Annotated in this window: 15 protein-coding genes; 9 read left to right on the top strand and 6 right to left on the bottom strand. The window is 69.2% G+C overall.

The features are described 5' to 3' along the window. Positions 1-12: 12 nt before the first annotated feature. Positions 13-573 carry an O-acetyl-ADP-ribose deacetylase gene (locus H6717_05870; protein ID MCB9576537.1) on the bottom strand — a complete coding sequence of 187 codons (561 nt, stop codon included), beginning with the start codon at positions 571-573 and terminating at the stop codon, positions 13-15. 136 nt (positions 574-709) lie between these two features. Here H6717_05870 and H6717_05865 point away from each other — a divergent pair, with 136 nt between their 5' ends. From H6717_05865 to H6717_05840, 6 genes are all read left to right on the top strand, one after another. Next, positions 710-1,072, top strand: coding sequence for a hypothetical protein (locus tag H6717_05865; protein MCB9576536.1), 363 nt, complete (start codon positions 710-712; stop codon positions 1,070-1,072). Between the two features lie 54 nt (positions 1,073-1,126). Beyond that, a complete protein-coding gene (locus H6717_05860; protein ID MCB9576535.1) occupies positions 1,127-2,188 on the top strand; it encodes a UDP-N-acetylmuramate dehydrogenase in 1,062 nt (353 codons plus the stop codon). Positions 2,189-2,273: 85 nt separating this feature from the next. Beyond that, positions 2,274-2,480 carry a type II toxin-antitoxin system VapB family antitoxin gene (locus H6717_05855; GenBank protein MCB9576534.1) on the top strand — a complete coding sequence of 69 codons (207 nt, stop codon included), beginning with the start codon at positions 2,274-2,276 and terminating at the stop codon, positions 2,478-2,480. After that, positions 2,471-2,785 (top strand): hypothetical protein, encoded by a 315-nt coding sequence (locus H6717_05850; GenBank protein ID MCB9576533.1) that lies wholly within the window; start codon positions 2,471-2,473, stop codon positions 2,783-2,785. Before H6717_05855 ends, H6717_05850 begins: the two co-directional genes overlap by 10 nt. Before the next feature lie 30 nt (positions 2,786-2,815). Then, positions 2,816-3,604 (top strand): IS5 family transposase, encoded by a 789-nt coding sequence (locus tag H6717_05845; GenBank protein MCB9576532.1) that lies wholly within the window; start codon positions 2,816-2,818, stop codon positions 3,602-3,604. After that, positions 3,601-4,008, top strand: coding sequence for a helix-turn-helix domain-containing protein (locus H6717_05840; GenBank protein ID MCB9576531.1), 408 nt, complete (start codon positions 3,601-3,603; stop codon positions 4,006-4,008). Before H6717_05845 ends, H6717_05840 begins: the two co-directional genes overlap by 4 nt. A gap of 543 nt (positions 4,009-4,551) precedes the next feature. On the opposite strand, the gene H6717_05835 is transcribed toward H6717_05840, so the two are convergent. Continuing rightward, positions 4,552-4,836: a four helix bundle protein gene (locus H6717_05835; GenBank protein MCB9576530.1), complete on the bottom strand. Its 285-nt coding sequence runs from the start codon at positions 4,834-4,836 to the stop codon at positions 4,552-4,554. A gap of 1,325 nt (positions 4,837-6,161) precedes the next feature. Further along, positions 6,162-8,822, bottom strand: a complete 2,661-nt coding sequence (gene alaS, locus H6717_05830) for an alanine--tRNA ligase (GenBank protein ID MCB9576529.1) — start codon at positions 8,820-8,822, stop codon at positions 6,162-6,164. A 78-nt stretch (positions 8,823-8,900) separates the two neighbouring features. On the opposite strand from alaS, the gene H6717_05825 reads away from it, so the two are divergent. Further along, positions 8,901-9,707, top strand: a complete 807-nt coding sequence (locus H6717_05825; GenBank protein MCB9576528.1) for a hypothetical protein — start codon at positions 8,901-8,903, stop codon at positions 9,705-9,707. Between the two features lie 10 nt (positions 9,708-9,717). Then, positions 9,718-10,512, top strand: coding sequence for a mechanosensitive ion channel family protein (locus tag H6717_05820; GenBank protein MCB9576527.1), 795 nt, complete (start codon positions 9,718-9,720; stop codon positions 10,510-10,512). Between the two features lies 1 nt (position 10,513). On the opposite strand, the gene H6717_05815 is transcribed toward H6717_05820, so the two are convergent. Continuing rightward, the gene (locus H6717_05815) at positions 10,514-11,734 is read right to left on the bottom strand and encodes a hypothetical protein (GenBank protein MCB9576526.1); all 1,221 of its coding nucleotides are present in this window, start codon (positions 11,732-11,734) and stop codon (positions 10,514-10,516) included. A 159-nt stretch (positions 11,735-11,893) separates the two neighbouring features. On the opposite strand from H6717_05815, the gene H6717_05810 reads away from it, so the two are divergent. Next, entirely contained in the window at positions 11,894-14,287 is a 2,394-nt protein-coding gene (locus H6717_05810) for a hypothetical protein (GenBank protein MCB9576525.1), read from the top strand. On the opposite strand, the gene H6717_05805 is transcribed toward H6717_05810, so the two are convergent. Both H6717_05805 and H6717_05800 read right to left on the bottom strand, forming a co-directional pair. After that, complete coding sequence (locus H6717_05805; protein MCB9576524.1) at positions 14,239-15,015, bottom strand: crotonase/enoyl-CoA hydratase family protein; 777 nt, start codon at positions 15,013-15,015, stop codon at positions 14,239-14,241. The genes H6717_05810 and H6717_05805 overlap by 49 nt on opposite strands. Beyond that, a complete protein-coding gene (locus H6717_05800; GenBank protein ID MCB9576523.1) occupies positions 15,012-16,115 on the bottom strand; it encodes a glycosyltransferase family 4 protein in 1,104 nt (367 codons plus the stop codon). The genes H6717_05805 and H6717_05800 overlap by 4 nt, the downstream gene beginning before the upstream one ends. Positions 16,116-16,118: the final 3 nt, after the last annotated feature.

Below are 16,118 nucleotides of genomic sequence, written 5' to 3'. Positions count from 1 at the left end.
GGCGCGGGGAAATCAGGTTTCGGAGCCGAAAATGGCTTCCGCGGCCTGCCGGTAGGCGGCGACCGTTCGTTCGTCGAAGAGCATGAAGCGGCACAGGGACGCGCCCGAGGGGGCGAGGCTCTCCCGGACGGCGCCGAGGGCGATGGGGGCCGCCTCCGAAAGGGGATAGCCGTACACGCCGGTGGAGATGGACGGGAAGGACACCGAGCCAATGCGGTGCTCACGGCACAGCTCGAGGGCGGAGCGGTAGGCCCCGGCGAGCAGCTCCGGCGCGGCGTCGCCTTCGCGATCGTAAATGGGGCCGACGCAGTGGATCACCCACTTCGCCGTGAGCTCGAAGCCGGGAGTGATCACCGCGCGGCCAGTGGCGAGAGTGCCGCCCGGAAGCTCGCGCTTGAGATCGCGCAACGCGGCCATGAGCTCGGGGCCGGCGGCGCGATGGATGGCACCATCCACACCACCGCCGCCCATGAGCATGGAGTTGGCGGCGTTGGCGATGGCTTCGGTGTCGGAGCGCGTGATGTCGCCCTGCACGAGCTCGATGACCGCCGAGCCGAGGGTGTAGCGATGCATGCGCCCCCTATACAAAAGCGGCGCGCCGGCCACCAACGCGCTCGCGGGAGCCCGCGAAAATGCTGGGCTTTGTCCATCGCGCCGGCGCGACCCGGGAGGGTCGGCTACTCTAAGGGTGGTGGATCCGGCGCGCCTGGTGGACGAACTGTCACACATCGCGCGGAAGCTCGGCATCGAGGTCCGTGTCGAGCACATGCGTCTGCCTACCCACTCGAGCGGGGGCTTGTGTCGCCTGAAGGGTCGCCAGGTGCTGCTGCTCGACTCGAAGTCCAGCGTGATCGATCGCGCCGGCGCCTTGGCGGAAGCCCTCGCGCGTTTCGACATTTCCGCCATCGAGATGAGCGACGACACCCGCGTGGTGATCGAGAACGCCCACGCGCGGCAGGCGCGCCTCGCGTCCGGCGCCGCCACTCCCTCCACGCCGCCGCCGACGGTGCACACGCTGCTCCGACCCAAGCCGAGCCTTCGCCGCTGCGCCCCTCGCCGTCGTTCCTCTTGATGTCGGTCCGCCGCGCCCACACGCGCCGCGCCGCGTGGTAAGACCCGCGGCGTCGTGGAACCCGAAGAGCACGTCCCCCTCGCGGAACGCACTACGCTGCGGGTGGGCGGCGCGGCGGAATACTACGTCCGGGCGGACAACGACGCGACGGCGATCGAAGCCGTGCGCTGGGCGGACCGCTACGGCGTGCCCGTGCACGTGCTGGGCGGCGGCAGCAACGTCGTGGTGAGCGACGCCGGCGTGCGCGGCCTGGTGCTGGATGTCGCGATGCGCGGCGTGACGCGCACGGACGACGGACTGACCGCGGCGGCGGGGGAACCGTGGGACGCCTTCGTGGCGGAGAGCGTGAAGCAGGGGCTCGCCGGGCTCGAGTGCTTGAGCGGAATTCCGGGGCGCGTGGGCGCAACGCCGATCCAAAACGTGGGCGCCTACGGCCAAGAGGTGGCGGAGACCATCACGCGGGTGCGCTGCTTCGACCGGCACAGCGATGCCGTGGTGGAGCTCCCTGCCGAGGCGTGCGCGTTTCGCTACCGCGACAGCCATTTCAAGAGCGAAGCGCCGGGGCGCTATTTGGTACTAGGGGTGAGCTATCGGCTGACCGCGGGCGGCGCGCCGGCGCTGCGTTACCCCGAGCTCACGCGCCGCGTGACGGGCGCCGCGCCGAGCCTCGCGGAAGTGCGGAGCGCCGTGCTGGCCGTACGGCGCGAAAAGAGCATGGTGCTCGATGCCGCAGACGAGAACGCGCGGAGCTGCGGTTCGTTCTTCGTCAATCCCGTGGTGGACGCCGATCGCGTGAGCGCCATCGAAGCCGCAGCCGCGGGGGCAGAGCTCCCGCGCTATCCGCAGCCGGACGGGCGCGTGAAGCTGCCCGCCGCCTGGCTCATCGAACGCGCCGGCTTTGCCAAGGGCACCCGCGACGGAGCCGTCGGCCTGTCCACGAAGCACACCCTCGCCCTGGTGGCGCACGGCGCCGCCCGCGCCAGTGACGTCGTCGCCTTCGCGCGCAAGGTCCGCCGCGGCGTGGAAGCGCGCTTCGGCGTGCGGCTCGTCCCGGAGCCGAGCTTCTGGGGCTTCGCCAGCCTCGACGACGGCCTCCCGGACGAGCGCTTGGCGTGATCCAAGCCCTCGGGCGCTCACCCCTGAATATGGCCCGGCGTGCCCATGAGTATGCATTACGCGCTGCGACATGCCATACTGCGACATGCATCGAACCACATTGGTCATCGACCCGCGCAAGCTGGCCAGGGCTCGAAAGCTACTGGGGACCAAGGGGATCAAGGACACGATAGAGCGGGCCCTCGATGAGGTGATCGCCTACGAGCAACGAAGGAAGGCCGTGGAGCAGCTCCGGGAAATGGACGGGCTCGAGCTGGATGATCCCGAGGTGACGGCCGACGCATGGCGCTGAGGTACGTTGCCGACAAGAGCGCCCTCGCTCGGCTCAAGCAGCTGAGCGTCTCCGCCCGGCTCGCGCCACTGATCCTAGGCGGCGACGTGGCAACCTGCAGCGTCGTGGAGCTGGAAGTGCTGTTCAGCGCGCGGTCCCACGCAGATTTGGCGAAGACCCGTCGCATCCGCAAGAGCTTGCCGCGGGTCGACCTCTCACAAGTCGACTTCGACCGCGCGGAGGACGTGCTCGAAGCGCTAGAGTCTGTTGACAGTTTCTGGATGGGATTGGTGCTGAAATCCTGCCTCGATGAGAATTTAGCTTGACACGCGTTCAGTTATTGGTAGGCTGCGCGAATGGGGGTTCGAGTCGCGCTTTCCGATGCCGAGTGGGCACGCATTGCGCCGTTGGTTTCCGCTCTCACGTCACGTGGTCCAAAGGGCGACGATAATCGTCGCTTCATCGAAGCAACGCTGTGGATCCTACGGACGGGCGCACCCTGGCGAGACTTGCCGGAGGTGTTTGGGAAGTGGGGCAGTGTGTATCGGCGCTTTCGGCGCTGGGCGCTGGCGGGTCGCTGGCACCAGCTTCACGAAGTGCTGCAAGTGCGTTCTGACGATGACCTGTTGATGGACAGCACCATCGTGAAAGCGCATCCACATGCGGCGGGCGCGCTGAAAAAGGGGGCGGGCAATCATCAGAAGGGGGCGGGCAATCATCAGAAGGTCTCCGCCGTTCTCGCGGTGGCTTTTCCACAAAGGTTCATGCGCTCGTTTCAGCCGAGGGCGCGCTGGTGCGCTTCATCGTCACGGGAGGCGAGGCGGCTGACGCAGGTGAATGCACTCGTCGTGGAGCGGGGTACGGGACAGGCCGTCATCGCTGACCGGGCCTACGACAGCAATGCCGCACTGGCGCATATCCAGGCGTCAGGGTTCGAGGCGGTCATCCCCTCGCGCAGGAATCGCAAGGTCCAGCGCGAGCTCGACCGCGACAAGTACCGGCTCCGCAACACGGTGGAGCGCTGGTTCGGGCGAGTGAAGGCGTTTCGCCGCGTGGCCACGCGCTACGAGAAGACCACGCGGAGCTACGCCAGATTCGTGATTCTTGCGGCTGCTCGCGTTGCTCTCACGGGGTGGCCCGGGTGACTCGGCACACCACCTTCAGCTTTACGCTCCAGCCAACGTGCGAGCAGGAAGAGCTGCTCCGGCGTCACGTGGGAGCGGCGCGCTTCGGCTTCAATCAGTGCCTGCGCTTCGTCATCAACGCCCTCCTCGGGGAGCGCACCTTTCACTGCAGCAATTGTGGTCACGAGGCCGACCGCGACGAGAACGCTGCCGTGTGCTTGGCTCAGTACCCTCGCGTACTCGGCCAAGGAGACTCGCCTCCTGTCGCCGCGAAGCACGCGGAGACGCAAAACGCCTGTGGAGAGGGACGCTCTGGCGAACCACCGCTCTTGGTGGTCCGTGAAACTACCCTCGTCGAAGCAGGAAGGGCCTATGCCCAACGCCCGAGAAGGGCGGTGTTGGCCAAAACTGTCAACACGCTTTAGCTCGCTCCGGTCACCACCGCGCGGCGGGCATTCCCGATCTTCTGATCGCGGCCGTCGCCGAGCGGAACCGCCTGACCGTGATCCACTACGACAAGGACTTCGACCTCGTCGCCAACGTTACCGGCCAGCCTACGGAATGGGTCGTCCCCGCCGGCAGCGTCCCCTGAGCGCGAACTCCCTCGATATTTTGCTCACCAGAGTGATCATTTCCCCGACTTGGTCGACCATGCCCCCCGAAGTGATCACTCTCGCGAGCAGATTCTGACCCTACATTTTCTCGCCTCCGCCTCCGCTCCCGCTCCCGCCTCCGCTCCCGCCCCCCGCTCCCGCCTCCGCCTCCGCATCCGCCCCCGCAGCCGCATCCGCCCCCGCAACCGCATCCGAGCCCGCAACCGCAACCGCATCCGCTCCCGCGTCCGCATCCGCCCGCGCTCCCGCATCCGCATCCACCCCCGCTCCCGCATCCGCCCCCGCATCCGCGTCCGCGTCCACATCCGCGGGCGAGCCGGACGCGACGGCTCCAGGCTCGCCCGCACGACCTGCCTACCGCGCCGTGGAATGCGCGAGGCGGTACAACGTGCCGATGATCTTCTGCGACCGATCTTCGAGCGTTGCATCGAGCGCCGGGATGTACCGGAGCCGCACGCTGACCTCGAGCGCGGCGTAGCTCTCGCGCATTTCGCAGAGCGCAATAGTGTACTTTGCGCTCTTGTTGCGGCCCCGCGCATCCATACCTTCAGCGGTATTGAGCACGACCGAGCGCGATGCCCGCCGAAGTTGGCGCGCCAAGTCCGGGTCATGCTTCTCGATTCGAGCGATGAGCTCCACGAGATCTTCGAGCCAATCGAGCATGTCCGAGTAGATCCTGAGCATTCGAGTTCTCCGCGTTCATCCGCCCGCGCCCACCGCGCGAGGGGTGTCCCACCCTCACCGGCGAGTCGCAGGCGGGGTCCAGGCTGGCTGCGTCAGCAGCCACCGGCGAAGCCGGCTTGGCCTGGACGCCGCCGAGCACGCCGGTAGGCTCGGACAGCCCGAGCGAAGCCCCCCTCCAATTGTCGGCACCGAAGTGCCCTCCTCCGGCGATGCGCATTGGATCGCCAGCGCGAGTCGGCACGCCCCCGCATCCGCTCCCGCATCCGCTCCCGCATCCGCCACCGCCCCCGCATCCGCATCCGCCCGCGCCACCGCGCGAGGGGTATCCCACCCTCACCGGCGAGTCGCAGGCGGGGTCCAGGCTGGCTGCGTCAGCAGCCACCGGCGAAGCCAGCTTTGCCTGACGCCGCCGAGCACGCCGGTAGGCTCGACAGCCCGAGCGAAGCCCCTCCAATTGTCGGCACCGAAGTGCCCTCCTCCGGCGATGCGCATTGGATCGCCAGCGATCCGCTCCCGCATCCGCTCCCGCATCCGCCACCGCCCCGCATCGCATTTGCCCGCGCACCGCGCCCGGGTCCCACCCTCACCGGCGAGTCGCAGGCGGGGTCCAGGCTGGCTGCGTCAGCAGCCACCGGCGAAGCCGGCTTGGCCTGGACCCGCCGATCCGCCCCCCGAGCGAAGCCCCCGCAATTGTCGGCCACCGAAGTGCCCTCCTCCGGCGATGCGCATTGGATCGCCAGCGATCGCGCGAGCGCGAGTCGGCACCCCCGTCCCCGCCCCGCATCCGCATCCGCCCCGCATCCGCCCCCGCCCCCGCTCCCGCATCCGCCCCCCGCAACCGCAACCGACCCCGCAACCGCAACCGACCCCGCAACCGCATCCGCCCGCGCCCCAAAGCGCGAGGGTGTCCCACCCTCACCGGCGAGTCGCAGGAGCGCGAGTCGGCACGGTCACCGTCACCCGCAGACATCTGGCTCGCATGAAGCGGATAACGCCGAGAGGCGGGAACGCCGACGGTCGCACGCTTCGCCCGAAATCTATCCCCGCTCCGATGTTCGCCGAACGAACCTGGCAGCGGGATAGATTTTCGTCGCCCGCCCGCCCCGCATCCGCCCCCGCATCCGCATCCGCATCCGCTCCCGCTCCGCTCCCGCCCGCATCCGCCGCCGCTTCCGCCCCCGCTCCCGCATCCGCCGCCGCATCCGCCCCCGCCCCCGCTCCCGCTCCCGCTTCCGCCAAGGGCGACGCGTGCTTCCGCGCCGCCCCGACAAAAGCAGACGTCAGGAGAATCGGTACACGGCTTCGATCGCTTCGTCGAGCTTGTCGACCTCGGTGCCTCCAGCTTGCGCCATGTCCGGTCGACCGCCGCCGCTGCCACCGACGATGGCGGCAATGGGACGAATCAGATCGCCGGCCTTGAAGCGCTGCGTGAGGGGCTTGGCGACGGTGAGCACGAGCTGCGCCTTGCCCTCCGCTTCGGAGCCGACGAGCACGATGCTGTCGCCGAGCTTGTCGCGGAGCTGCTCGGCGAGCTCGCGCAGGGCGCCGCGGTCGCTGACCTCGGTGCGGATGCCGAGCACCTTGACGCCGGAGACGTCCCGCGCGCGCCCGACGAGGGCGTCGAGGCCTCCGCCTCCGCCGCCCGTGAGCAGCTTCTTTTGCAGATCTTCGACCTGTTTTTCCAGGGCGCGCTCGTGAGCGACGAGCTTTTCGATCTTGTCGACGAGCTGGCTCACGTTGCTCTTGGCCGCTGCCGCAGCCTGGCCAAGGTTGTGCTCGACGTCGCGCAGGTACGCGAGGGAGCCCTCCCCGGTAGTGGCAAAGATGCGCCGCACGCCGGCGGCGATGCCCTGCTCGCTCAGGATCTTGAACAGGCCGATGTCCCCGGTAGCGCGGGCGTGGGTGCCGCCGCACAGCTCCACCGAGTCTGCCATGGTGAGCATGCGCACGGTGTCTCCGTACTTCTCTTCGAAGATCATCATGGCGCCGCGCTGCTTGGCCTGCTCCATGTCGAGCACCTCGGTGCGCACCGGGGAGTTTTGGAGCACGCGCTCGTTCACCATGTCTTCGATCTTCTGGATCTCTTCGGGGGTGAGCGGCTTCTGATGGGTGAAGTCGAAGCGCAAGCGGTCTGGCCCCACCAGAGAGCCCTTCTGCTGGGCGTGGGCGCCCACCACCGCGCGCAGCGCGAGGTGCAGCAAGTGCGTCGCGGAGTGGTTCCGCCGGATGGCCTCACGGCGTGTCACGTCCACCTCGAGCAGCACCTGGGCGCCCACCCGGAGCTCGCCGCTCTTCACGGTGCCGCGATGGGAAACGAGACCGGCGATGGGCTTCTGCGTGTCTTCCACGGAGATTTCCAGGCCGTCTGCCCGGATCACGCCGTGGTCGCCGATCTGGCCGCCGGCTTCTCCGTAGAACGGCGTGCGATCCGTGATCACCTCCACGCTGTCGCCGCTGGAGACGGAGTCCACCAGCGCGCCATCCTTCACCAGCGCGACGACGCGGCCTTCGCCCTCGTCCCGCTCGTAGCCGGTGAAGCGCACCTGGCCGCCGTCCACCTTGCCGAGCGCCTCGCGGTAGACCTGCTCCACCGCTTGCTCTTGACCCTTGAACTCGCTCTTCTTGCGCGCCTCTTCCAGCGCGGCGTCGTAGCCCTTCTGATCGACGGCGTAGCCGCGCTCCCGGCAGATGACCTCGGTGAGATCCAGCGGGAAGCCGTAGGTGTCGTACAGCTGGAAGGCGTCCGCGCCGGCGAGCTCTTTCTCACTGGCCGAGTCCAGCGCGGCGAAGCGCTCGTCCAGCAGCACCAGGCCGCGCTCGATGGTCTGACGGAAGCGTTCCTCTTCACCTTGGGCGGTGGTCAGGATCAGATCCCGCCGTTCGCGAAGCGCGGGGTACTGCTCACTCATCAGGTCGATGACCTTGTCCGCCACGCGGTGCAGGAACAGCTCCGCGATGCCCAGCCGGTGGCCGTGGCGGATGGCCCGGCGCATCACGCGGCGGAGCACGTAGGGACGCCCGGTGCGATCCGGCAAGATGCCCTCGGACATCATGAACGCCGTGGTGCGCGCGTGATCCGCAATCACGCGCATGCTCACGTCATCCGGCGCCATCGTCGCGCCGTAGCTCTTGCCGGATGCCTGCGCGGCGACCTCCACCAGCTCTCGCAACAGATCCACGTCGTAGTTGCTGCTCTTGCCCTGGGCCACGCAGGCCAAGCGCTCGAGCCCGGCACCGGTGTCGATGCTGGGCGCCGGCAGCGGCGAGAGCTGGCCGTCGCCCCCGCGCTCGAACTGCATGAAGACCAGGTTCCAGATCTCCATCCAGCCGTGGCCCTCGGCGGTCTGCTCTTCTCCAAAAGTGTGGAGGTTCACCTCCGGGCCCACGTAGTAGTGCAGCTCGCTGCACGGCCCACAAGGGCCGGTGTCCCCCATCTGCCAGAAGTTGTCGTCCTTGCCGAGGCCCAGGATGCGATCCTCGCCGAAGCCGGTGACCTTCTTCCACAGATCCCGCGCCGTCTCGTCTGCCGGCACGCCATCTTCCCCGCGGAAGTAGGTGAGGATGAAGCGATTGGGATCCAGCCCCACCTCTTTGATCAGGAAGTCCCAAGCGAAGACGATGGCTTCTTCCTTGAAGTAGTCCCCGAAGCTGAAGTTCCCCAGCATCTCGAAGAAGGTGTGATGCCGCGGCGACGGCCCCACGGCTTCCAGATCGTTGTGCTTGCCGCTGATGCGAATGCACTTCTGGCTGGAGGTGGCGCGGCTGTAGCTCCGCTTCTCCCGCCCGGTGAACAGATCCTTGAACTGCACCATGCCCGCATTGGCGAACATCAAGCTGGGATCGTTGGGCGGAACCAAGGGGCCGCTCTGCACTACCTCGTGGCCGCGGGTGCGAAAGAACTCGAGAAACGCCGAGCGAAGGTCGTTGGCAGTGTTGGACATTTTCGGAAGTGGGGGTCTAGCACGAGTGACCGCCGGAGGTCTTGCGCCGGCGGCCGCCTGTCGCTAGGGACCTTCGACGTGGCAAGCAAGCAGAAGAGCGGCTGGTGGGGCAGCGCCCGGGTGCCGGTGGGGCGCCGGGCGCGCTGGCGCATCGGCCCGCTGACGCTGGACGTCACGCGGCTGGAGCGCGAGTGGCTCGTCACCCACCGGTCCACGGAGAACGGGCACGACGACCAGGTCCAGGTGGAGCCCGAGCTCGAGCCAACGGAAGAGCTCGAAGCAGGGACGCAGGTGGCTCGCTTCGGCGTCAGCCACGATGGCGACGAGATCGAGCTGGTTCCGGTGATGCCGGATCGCGCGGTCGTCACCCGGCCGGAGCACCCGGTGACGGTGCCCGCGCGGGAGAGCGCGACGATGTACGTGGGCGCGCCGCTCTGGATCCGCATTCGGGAGCCCAAGAAGGACCGCACGCTGCTGGATTTGCCCGCCGTCCGACCAATCCAGACCTTCTGGGGCGTGGACACCTGCGAGGGGGAGCTGTGCTACGCGACCCGCACCTACGGTCGCTTGCGGCTGTCGGACGCGCGGGTGCCGCCACATCGAGTGTTGACGGCGGTGCGCATCGAGAACGACGAAGCCACTCCCTTGCTCATCGAGCGGCTGCATCTGCCGGTGCGGGTGCTGAGCGTGTACTCCGACGACCAAGATCGCCTGTGGAGCGAGGCCGTCACGCTGTCCCGCAAGCAGGGGGAAGAGTTCGCGGAGCTGTCGCTCGAGAAGAACCCGGGGCCGGAAGCAGCGAACGCCCAGCGCGTGAGCAAGGCCCGGGAGAAGGCCGAGAAGAACGAGCTGGTGCGCGCCTTCGGGAAGTTCTTCAAGTTGTGAGAAAGCGATGATGGACGAGCTTCACAAGCTGATATCGCCCGAACGCCTGGGCCCTCTGCTGCGCGCGGCGGGCATCGTCGTCGTGGGGTTGGTGCTCGCGCGATTCGCCGGTCGCGCCATGGCGGGCCTCGTGAGCCGCCGCGGGGACGGCCAGCCGGTGCAGCTCGTGCGCCGCCTCACCGCCTGGGGCGTGTTCTTGATGTCGCTCGCCTGGGCCATGCAGGAGCTCGGCTTCCAGCTGGGCGTGTTGCTGGGCGCCGCCGGCGTGGTCACCGTGGCCATCGGCTTCGCCTCCCAAACGTCGCTCTCGAACCTGATCAGCGGCTTCTTCTTGTTCGGCGAGCGGCCCTTCCGCGTGGGAGACATCGTGGAGGTGGAGAACACCACCGGCGTGGTGCTGGCCATCGATCTCTTTTCCACCAAGCTCCGCACCTTCACCAACGACTACGTGCGCATCCCCAACGAGGTCATGTTCAAGACCAAACTCACGAACATGACGCGCTTTCCGGTGCGCCGGCTCGACGTGTTGCTGCCGGTCTCTTACGAGGAAGACCTGCAGCGCGTGCGGACCATCGCCATGGCCGTCGCCGCAGAGAGCGCGGTGTGCCTGAGCGAGCCGGCGCCGCTGTTTTTCGTGGACCATTTCGGAGAGTCCGCGGTGGTGGTGCAAATCTCCGTGTGGTGCCAGACGCCGGAGTACATCGTGCTCAAGTCGACCTTCCCTCCGGAGCTCAAGGCGGCGCTGCACCAGGCCGGCGTGCGCTTGCCCTACCCGCACCGCGTGCTGCACCAGCCCGCGGCGTGAGTCACAGCGCTTCGCGGAAGTCGCCGACCTCCGGGTACGTGCTCTGCGTCCCCGAGAGCGCCGTGGTGGCGCCCGCCGAGCAGCTCAGCGTCTCTTCCAACGCGGCGGTGGTCACGCCACGCACGATGGCGAGGCCATCCTCCGGCGCCAAGTTCTCGGCGGCGCAGCCGTCTTGCGCCAACTTCACGATGGTGGCGGGTACGTCCACACCGTGGTCCACGGCGATCTGCAAAATGCCGCCCTTATCCGCGCCGAGGGTGCACAAGTCCGTGGGCAGCGAGTGCCCCGCTCCGGTCACGCCCACCAGGCGCTTCTTCGTGGGCGAGCCGTCGTAGGCGGGCACCACGGTGTCGGCGAACTTCACGATGCCGTCGGCCATGCCGCTCACCAGCAGCGACGACGCCAGCGCCGCGCCCGGCTTGGTGCCGCCGGAGCTCATCGAGATCAGCACCTGGGCGCTGTCGCCGAAGCCGCTGATGGCGCCGCCGCCCGCGCTGTGCCCCGCGAGCCCGATGCGCGCCGTGTCGAGGTGGCCCGACAGGAACGCGAGGTCCCCGCTGGCCGCGGTGATCTCCGGCAGCATCTTGCTCACGTCGCCCACCTGGTCCGCCGTCTCGCCGGTGGGCTGACCGATGAGCAGCGAGAGCAAATGCTTGAGGCGAATGCCGGGATGATCCGCCGCTACCACCACGAAGCCCCGGCTCGCCCAGTGCGTCTGCAAGCTGAGGCTCAACGTTCGGAAGGACGCCGTACCGTGCACCATCACCACGATGGGATACGGACCATGCGCTTCGTCCAGCGGGAGATCGCGGTAGCAGTCGCACTCTTGCAAGGGCGCGTCCGCGTCGGGGATCTTCTGCGCCTCGCTGTCGGGCAGCTGCTCGCGAATGTCGTAGCCGAGCTTGGGCTGACACTGCTCGCTACCGAGCTGTGCCGGGTACCAAACCTCCGCGGGTAGGCCGGCAATGGTGGCGAGCCGCGCGCCCACCGGCCAAGGTCCGCGGGCGCTCTCGTCGACGGGCACTTCGAAGCGCCCCGCCCCGTCGCAGCCGCTGGCCTCCGCGGGGGGCGTTGGAGTGGACGGGACGCAGGCCCCGCCGCTCCCCGACGCGCCGGCCGCCCCGCCGCTCCCCGACGCGCCGCCGCTCCCCGATGCATCCGATTCCGAGCCGCACGCGCACAGCGAGAGCGCGACGACCAATCCCACGATCCGTGCCGCCATGCTCCGAATCCTACGCCGCCGCGCGCCTTCCGTAAGGGTGGTTCCGCGGCAAACCAACAAAAAATCGAGCAGCTTGGATCGAGGGTTTGTTGGTCCGACGCGGAAACGTCCAGGACACCCCTCTCGACATCTCGCGCCGAGCGGCAAAGGATCAGCGCGATGGATCCCCTGCTCGCCTACGCCGATGTGCACGAACTGGGTCGCGTGGACGACCGCATCGCGCTCAAGGGCAAGCTGAGCCTGTCGGCGCACGCGTCCGCGGCGGCGGAGCTGATGCGCACGACGCGCGGCGTGTACGTGGCGGCCGCGCGCGACGCGCACACCGGAGTGGCCATCGACCTGAACGCGCGGCCCGACGCTCGTTACGAGGTGGGGCGCGTCAGCGATCGCATCCTGCTCGGCGAGATTTCGCTCGGCATCCCGGCCGGCAAAGCGGATGCCGCCCTGCGCGCCATCGCCTTGGGGCGGCTGGGCGCCGGGGATACGGAAGCGCTGCCGCGCTTCCTCGAGCATCGCTATCTGACGGAGCCGACGTTGATCGAGCGGGCGTACCTGGCCAACAAGCTCGAGGTCGGCGAGCTGCTGCTCGCCTGGCTGCGCACCTCCACGGAGCTGCCGGTGGATTCGCCATGGGTGAGCGAGGCTTCGGCGTCGGCGGTGTTCATGCTGACGTCGGACGCGGCGCGGCTGGTGGCCATCTCCGCTTGGGGCGACGTGCGCGAGGACGCCATCGACGACAAGGCGCTGCGCGTGGAAGGCAGCGTGGGGCGGCGCGAGATCGTCACTGCAGCGCATCGCTTCACGAGCACGCTGAGCAACGCAGAGCGCTGGAACGAGCTCGCTCCGGTCCTGGCGCTCAGGGATCGCGAGCGGGACATCGAGCTTGCGCGGCTCTTGTGGGTGCACGGGGGCGATCCGGAGTCGCGGGCGGCGGCGCGGCGGCTGGCGCGGCGGGGGAGAGAAAGAGAACACGCGCCGAGCGCGGCGCTGGCTCCCATGCTCGCGGCGGAGTCGGGGGATCCCCTTGGCGAAGTGCCGACGGCGCTCGACGGCATCGATCCGGAAGCGCTCGCGGAGCTGTGGACGCGCTTCGAGCTGAGCCCGGAAGCCGGGCTCGCGCTCTCCGACGCGCTCGCGGAAGGCGGCGTGGAGCCGTGGTCCGTGCGGCTGCACGCCCGCGTACACGCCCGGCTGCGCGAGCTTCGGGAGGATCCGGCGCGGCTGGCGCAGGCGGATCTGGATCTCGCCGAGCACTTGCTCGCCGTGGGCGACGACGGAAATGCGACCACGCTGCTCGAGCGGCGCATCGCCGAGCTGCCGAGCGAGGTGCTCGAAGAGCTGTTGCCGCCGAGCGACGCGGATCTCACTCGCGGCGCGGGCGGTCAGGTCCTGCGCATCAAGAGCTACGACCTCCTGGCGCGGGCGCGCGGCGGCCCCGAGAGTGACGACCCTCGCGCCATCGCGGAGCTGGCACGCTTGCAGCCGCTGGTGCTCTCCCGCGTGGAGCGCCTGGCGGAGCGGGGCGAGGAAGATCTCGCGGCGCGGGCGCGAGAGGTGCTGCGCGTGCTCGCGCCCGGCGGCCTGCAGGCGGCGGCGGAGCCGAGTGACGGCGCGCGGCCGGAGTCTTTGGGGGACGAGCGCGTGCGGCGCGTGCTGCGCCACCCGGTGGCGCGCGAAGGCAGTCCGGTGCTCGGGCGCTTGCAGGCGATCTTGGCCGCGGTGCCGGTGCCGGATCAGCGGCTGCTTCGCGACTACGTGGAGCAGCTCAAGGTCGAGCGCCAAGCCGACGCCGCCCGCGCGCTTTCGGATGCGGCGCGGCTCTTGGGCATGAAGACGGTGGAGGGCTACGTATCCCGCGGTCGCAAGGCCTTGGGCGTGCGCTCCTACGAAGGGCCGCCGCCGTTCGTGATCATCGGCGGGCGCCATTTCGATCCCGACGAAGCCGCCTATCTCACGACGCCGGAGCTACGGTTTGCGCTGGGCGCGGAGGTCGCACACCTGCGCTACGGCCACAGCCGGGTGACCTCCAGCGAGGTGTGGGCCGGCGCCTGGGAAAAGAGCAAGCAAGGCCTCGACTTCGCGCTGGGCGTGATGCCGCTCTTGAAGGGCTGGAAGATGGTGGAGCGCGTGAACCGCTTCGCCGGCAAGATCCCGACGGGCGCCATCAAGCGTGCCTTCAGTGGAGCGAAGAGCCTGCGCCGGGAGCTCGACAAGCACGAGCCCATCGACACCACGGCGCCGCCGCCGGAGACGCTGAGCGCGCTGAACGAGCAGCTGGTGGCGGCGCACCGCGTGATGCAGCTCACGGCGGATCGCGCGGGGTTGCTCTTGTGCGACAGCCCCTGCGCGGCGGTGCGCGCGATGCTCCTGGTGCGGCCGGACACGGTGGCGCTGTGCCAGCGCGTGGAGCAGGAGGGCATCGAAGCCGTGCTCGCGGAGCGGGACGACGAGGGGCGCATGGCGCATCAGGATCTCGCCGTGCGGGTGGCGGCGCTGATGTCCTTCTACTTGTCGGAAGACTTCGTCGAGCTACGCGACGCCGCGCGGCCGTGACGGCCGGCGCCGCCGGCGAAGCGCGCGGCGCCCAGGGCGGCCTCGGCGAGCACTTCGCGGCCGCGCTCGCCTTCCACGCGCAGGCCCTCCTCGAGCGAGAGGCTCAGGCCATCCAAGAGCGACGCGCGATCCGCGAGCACACAGGCGAAGGGAAACTCGGCGATCTGCTTGGCGAGAGCCACCGCCTCGGTGAGCGCCGCGCCGTCGTCCACGACGCGGTCGACGAGGCCGATGCGCTCGGCCTCCGCGGCACCAAGCAAGCGCCCGGTGAGCACCAGATCCAGCGCACGCCCGAGGCCGACGATGCGCGGCAGCCGCTGCGTCCCGCCATCGATCAGGGGTACGCCCCAGCGCCGCTCGAGACAGCCGAGCTGGGCGCTGCGGCCAACGACGCGCAGATCACACCAGACCGCGATCTCGAGACCGCCGGCCACGCAGTAGCCTTCGATGGCCGCGAGGGTGGGCTTGGCTGATCGCAAGCGCGTGAAGCCCATGGGACCGGCGTCCCCGACGACGTCGTTGTCGAGCGCCTTCAGATCCGCTCCCGCGCAAAAGGACTGCCCGCCCGCACCGGTGACCACCAATACGCGGAGCGCGTCGTCGGCCTCGAAGCGGCGATAGCCCTCGAGCAGCGCGTTGGCGGTGGCGCGATCCACGGCGTTGCGCCGTTCGGCGCGATCGATGGTGAGCACCGCGACGGGGCCGTCGGTTTCGTAGCGTACGCTCATTGCGCCAGCTCCAGGTACAAGTCCTCGTAGGCCCGCGCCACCACCGGCGCGCGATGCCGCGCTTCGATCCCGGCGCGCTGTTCTTCGATGACGCCGGCGCGAAATGCGGCGTCTTGGTGGACGTTCACGGCGGCGCCCGCCAAGCCGTCGGCATCTCTCAGCTTGACCACGCCGGCGAGGTCCCGCAGCGGTCCCTGATCGAGCGCGAGCACCGGAACGCCCAAGCTCATCGACTCGAGCAGGACGATGGGCAGGTCCACCTTGCCCCACAGGTCGTCGACCGGAAACAACACCGCCCGCGCTTCCTCGATGAGCACCAGCACGTCCGCGAGCTCACTCTCGACGCGCACCTGCTTCGGCGACAGGCGCGCCTTCAGATCCCGGGCGACGTCGTGCGCCTTGGGCGTCTTGGGGCGGTAGGCGAACACCACCACGGCATCCGGGATTTGGGCGCACAGCGGCTCGACGGCGCGCGCCACGGCCTCGGCGCCGCCGCTGACCTCGAGATCGCCGGGATAGACGAAAATCGGAGCCTTGGCGGGGATGTCCAGCGTCTGGCGGAGCTTGCGGCGCGCGGCGAGGGGCCGGGACTCGAGCTCGGGGACGGGGGGCGGGATCACCTCCACTCGCGGCGGCGCGGTGCCTTCCTCTTCCGCAGCCTCCAAGATGCGCTCGCGGGTCCAGTGGCTCTGGGCCACGACGACGTCCCCGAACAACAGGGACTCGATGGCGCGGAACTCCCGAGGGGGCGAGGCGACGGTTTGCAGGACCGGAACCCGACGCAGGCGCTTGAGCATGCGGCCGGCGCCGCTGGAACGCGCGTTGGGCGCGAACACGAAATGCCACACCGCCGCGCGGGAGCGCGCGGCGAGCCAGGTCGCCGCGCGGAGGTTGTCCGAAAGCGCGGGCGCGAAGCTGCCGGCGCCGCGATACGCGGCCACCATCTCCACGCCGGGAGCGAGTGGCTCCACGTTGGGCGCGCTCATCACCACCGGAGAAACGCGCGTGAGGTGCGTCGCGACGTCACGCACCAAGCACTTGGTGCCGTCGTGATAGGGCGGCACGATGGGCTTGGAGACGAACAGGACGCGAGGCGACACGAC

This window comes from Polyangiaceae bacterium (assembly GCA_020633235.1).
GTDB lineage: Bacteria > Myxococcota_A > Polyangia > Polyangiales > Polyangiaceae > JACKEA01.
The sequence above is the reverse complement of the archived record's forward strand: the minus strand, read 5'-3'. Positions and strand labels throughout refer to the sequence as shown.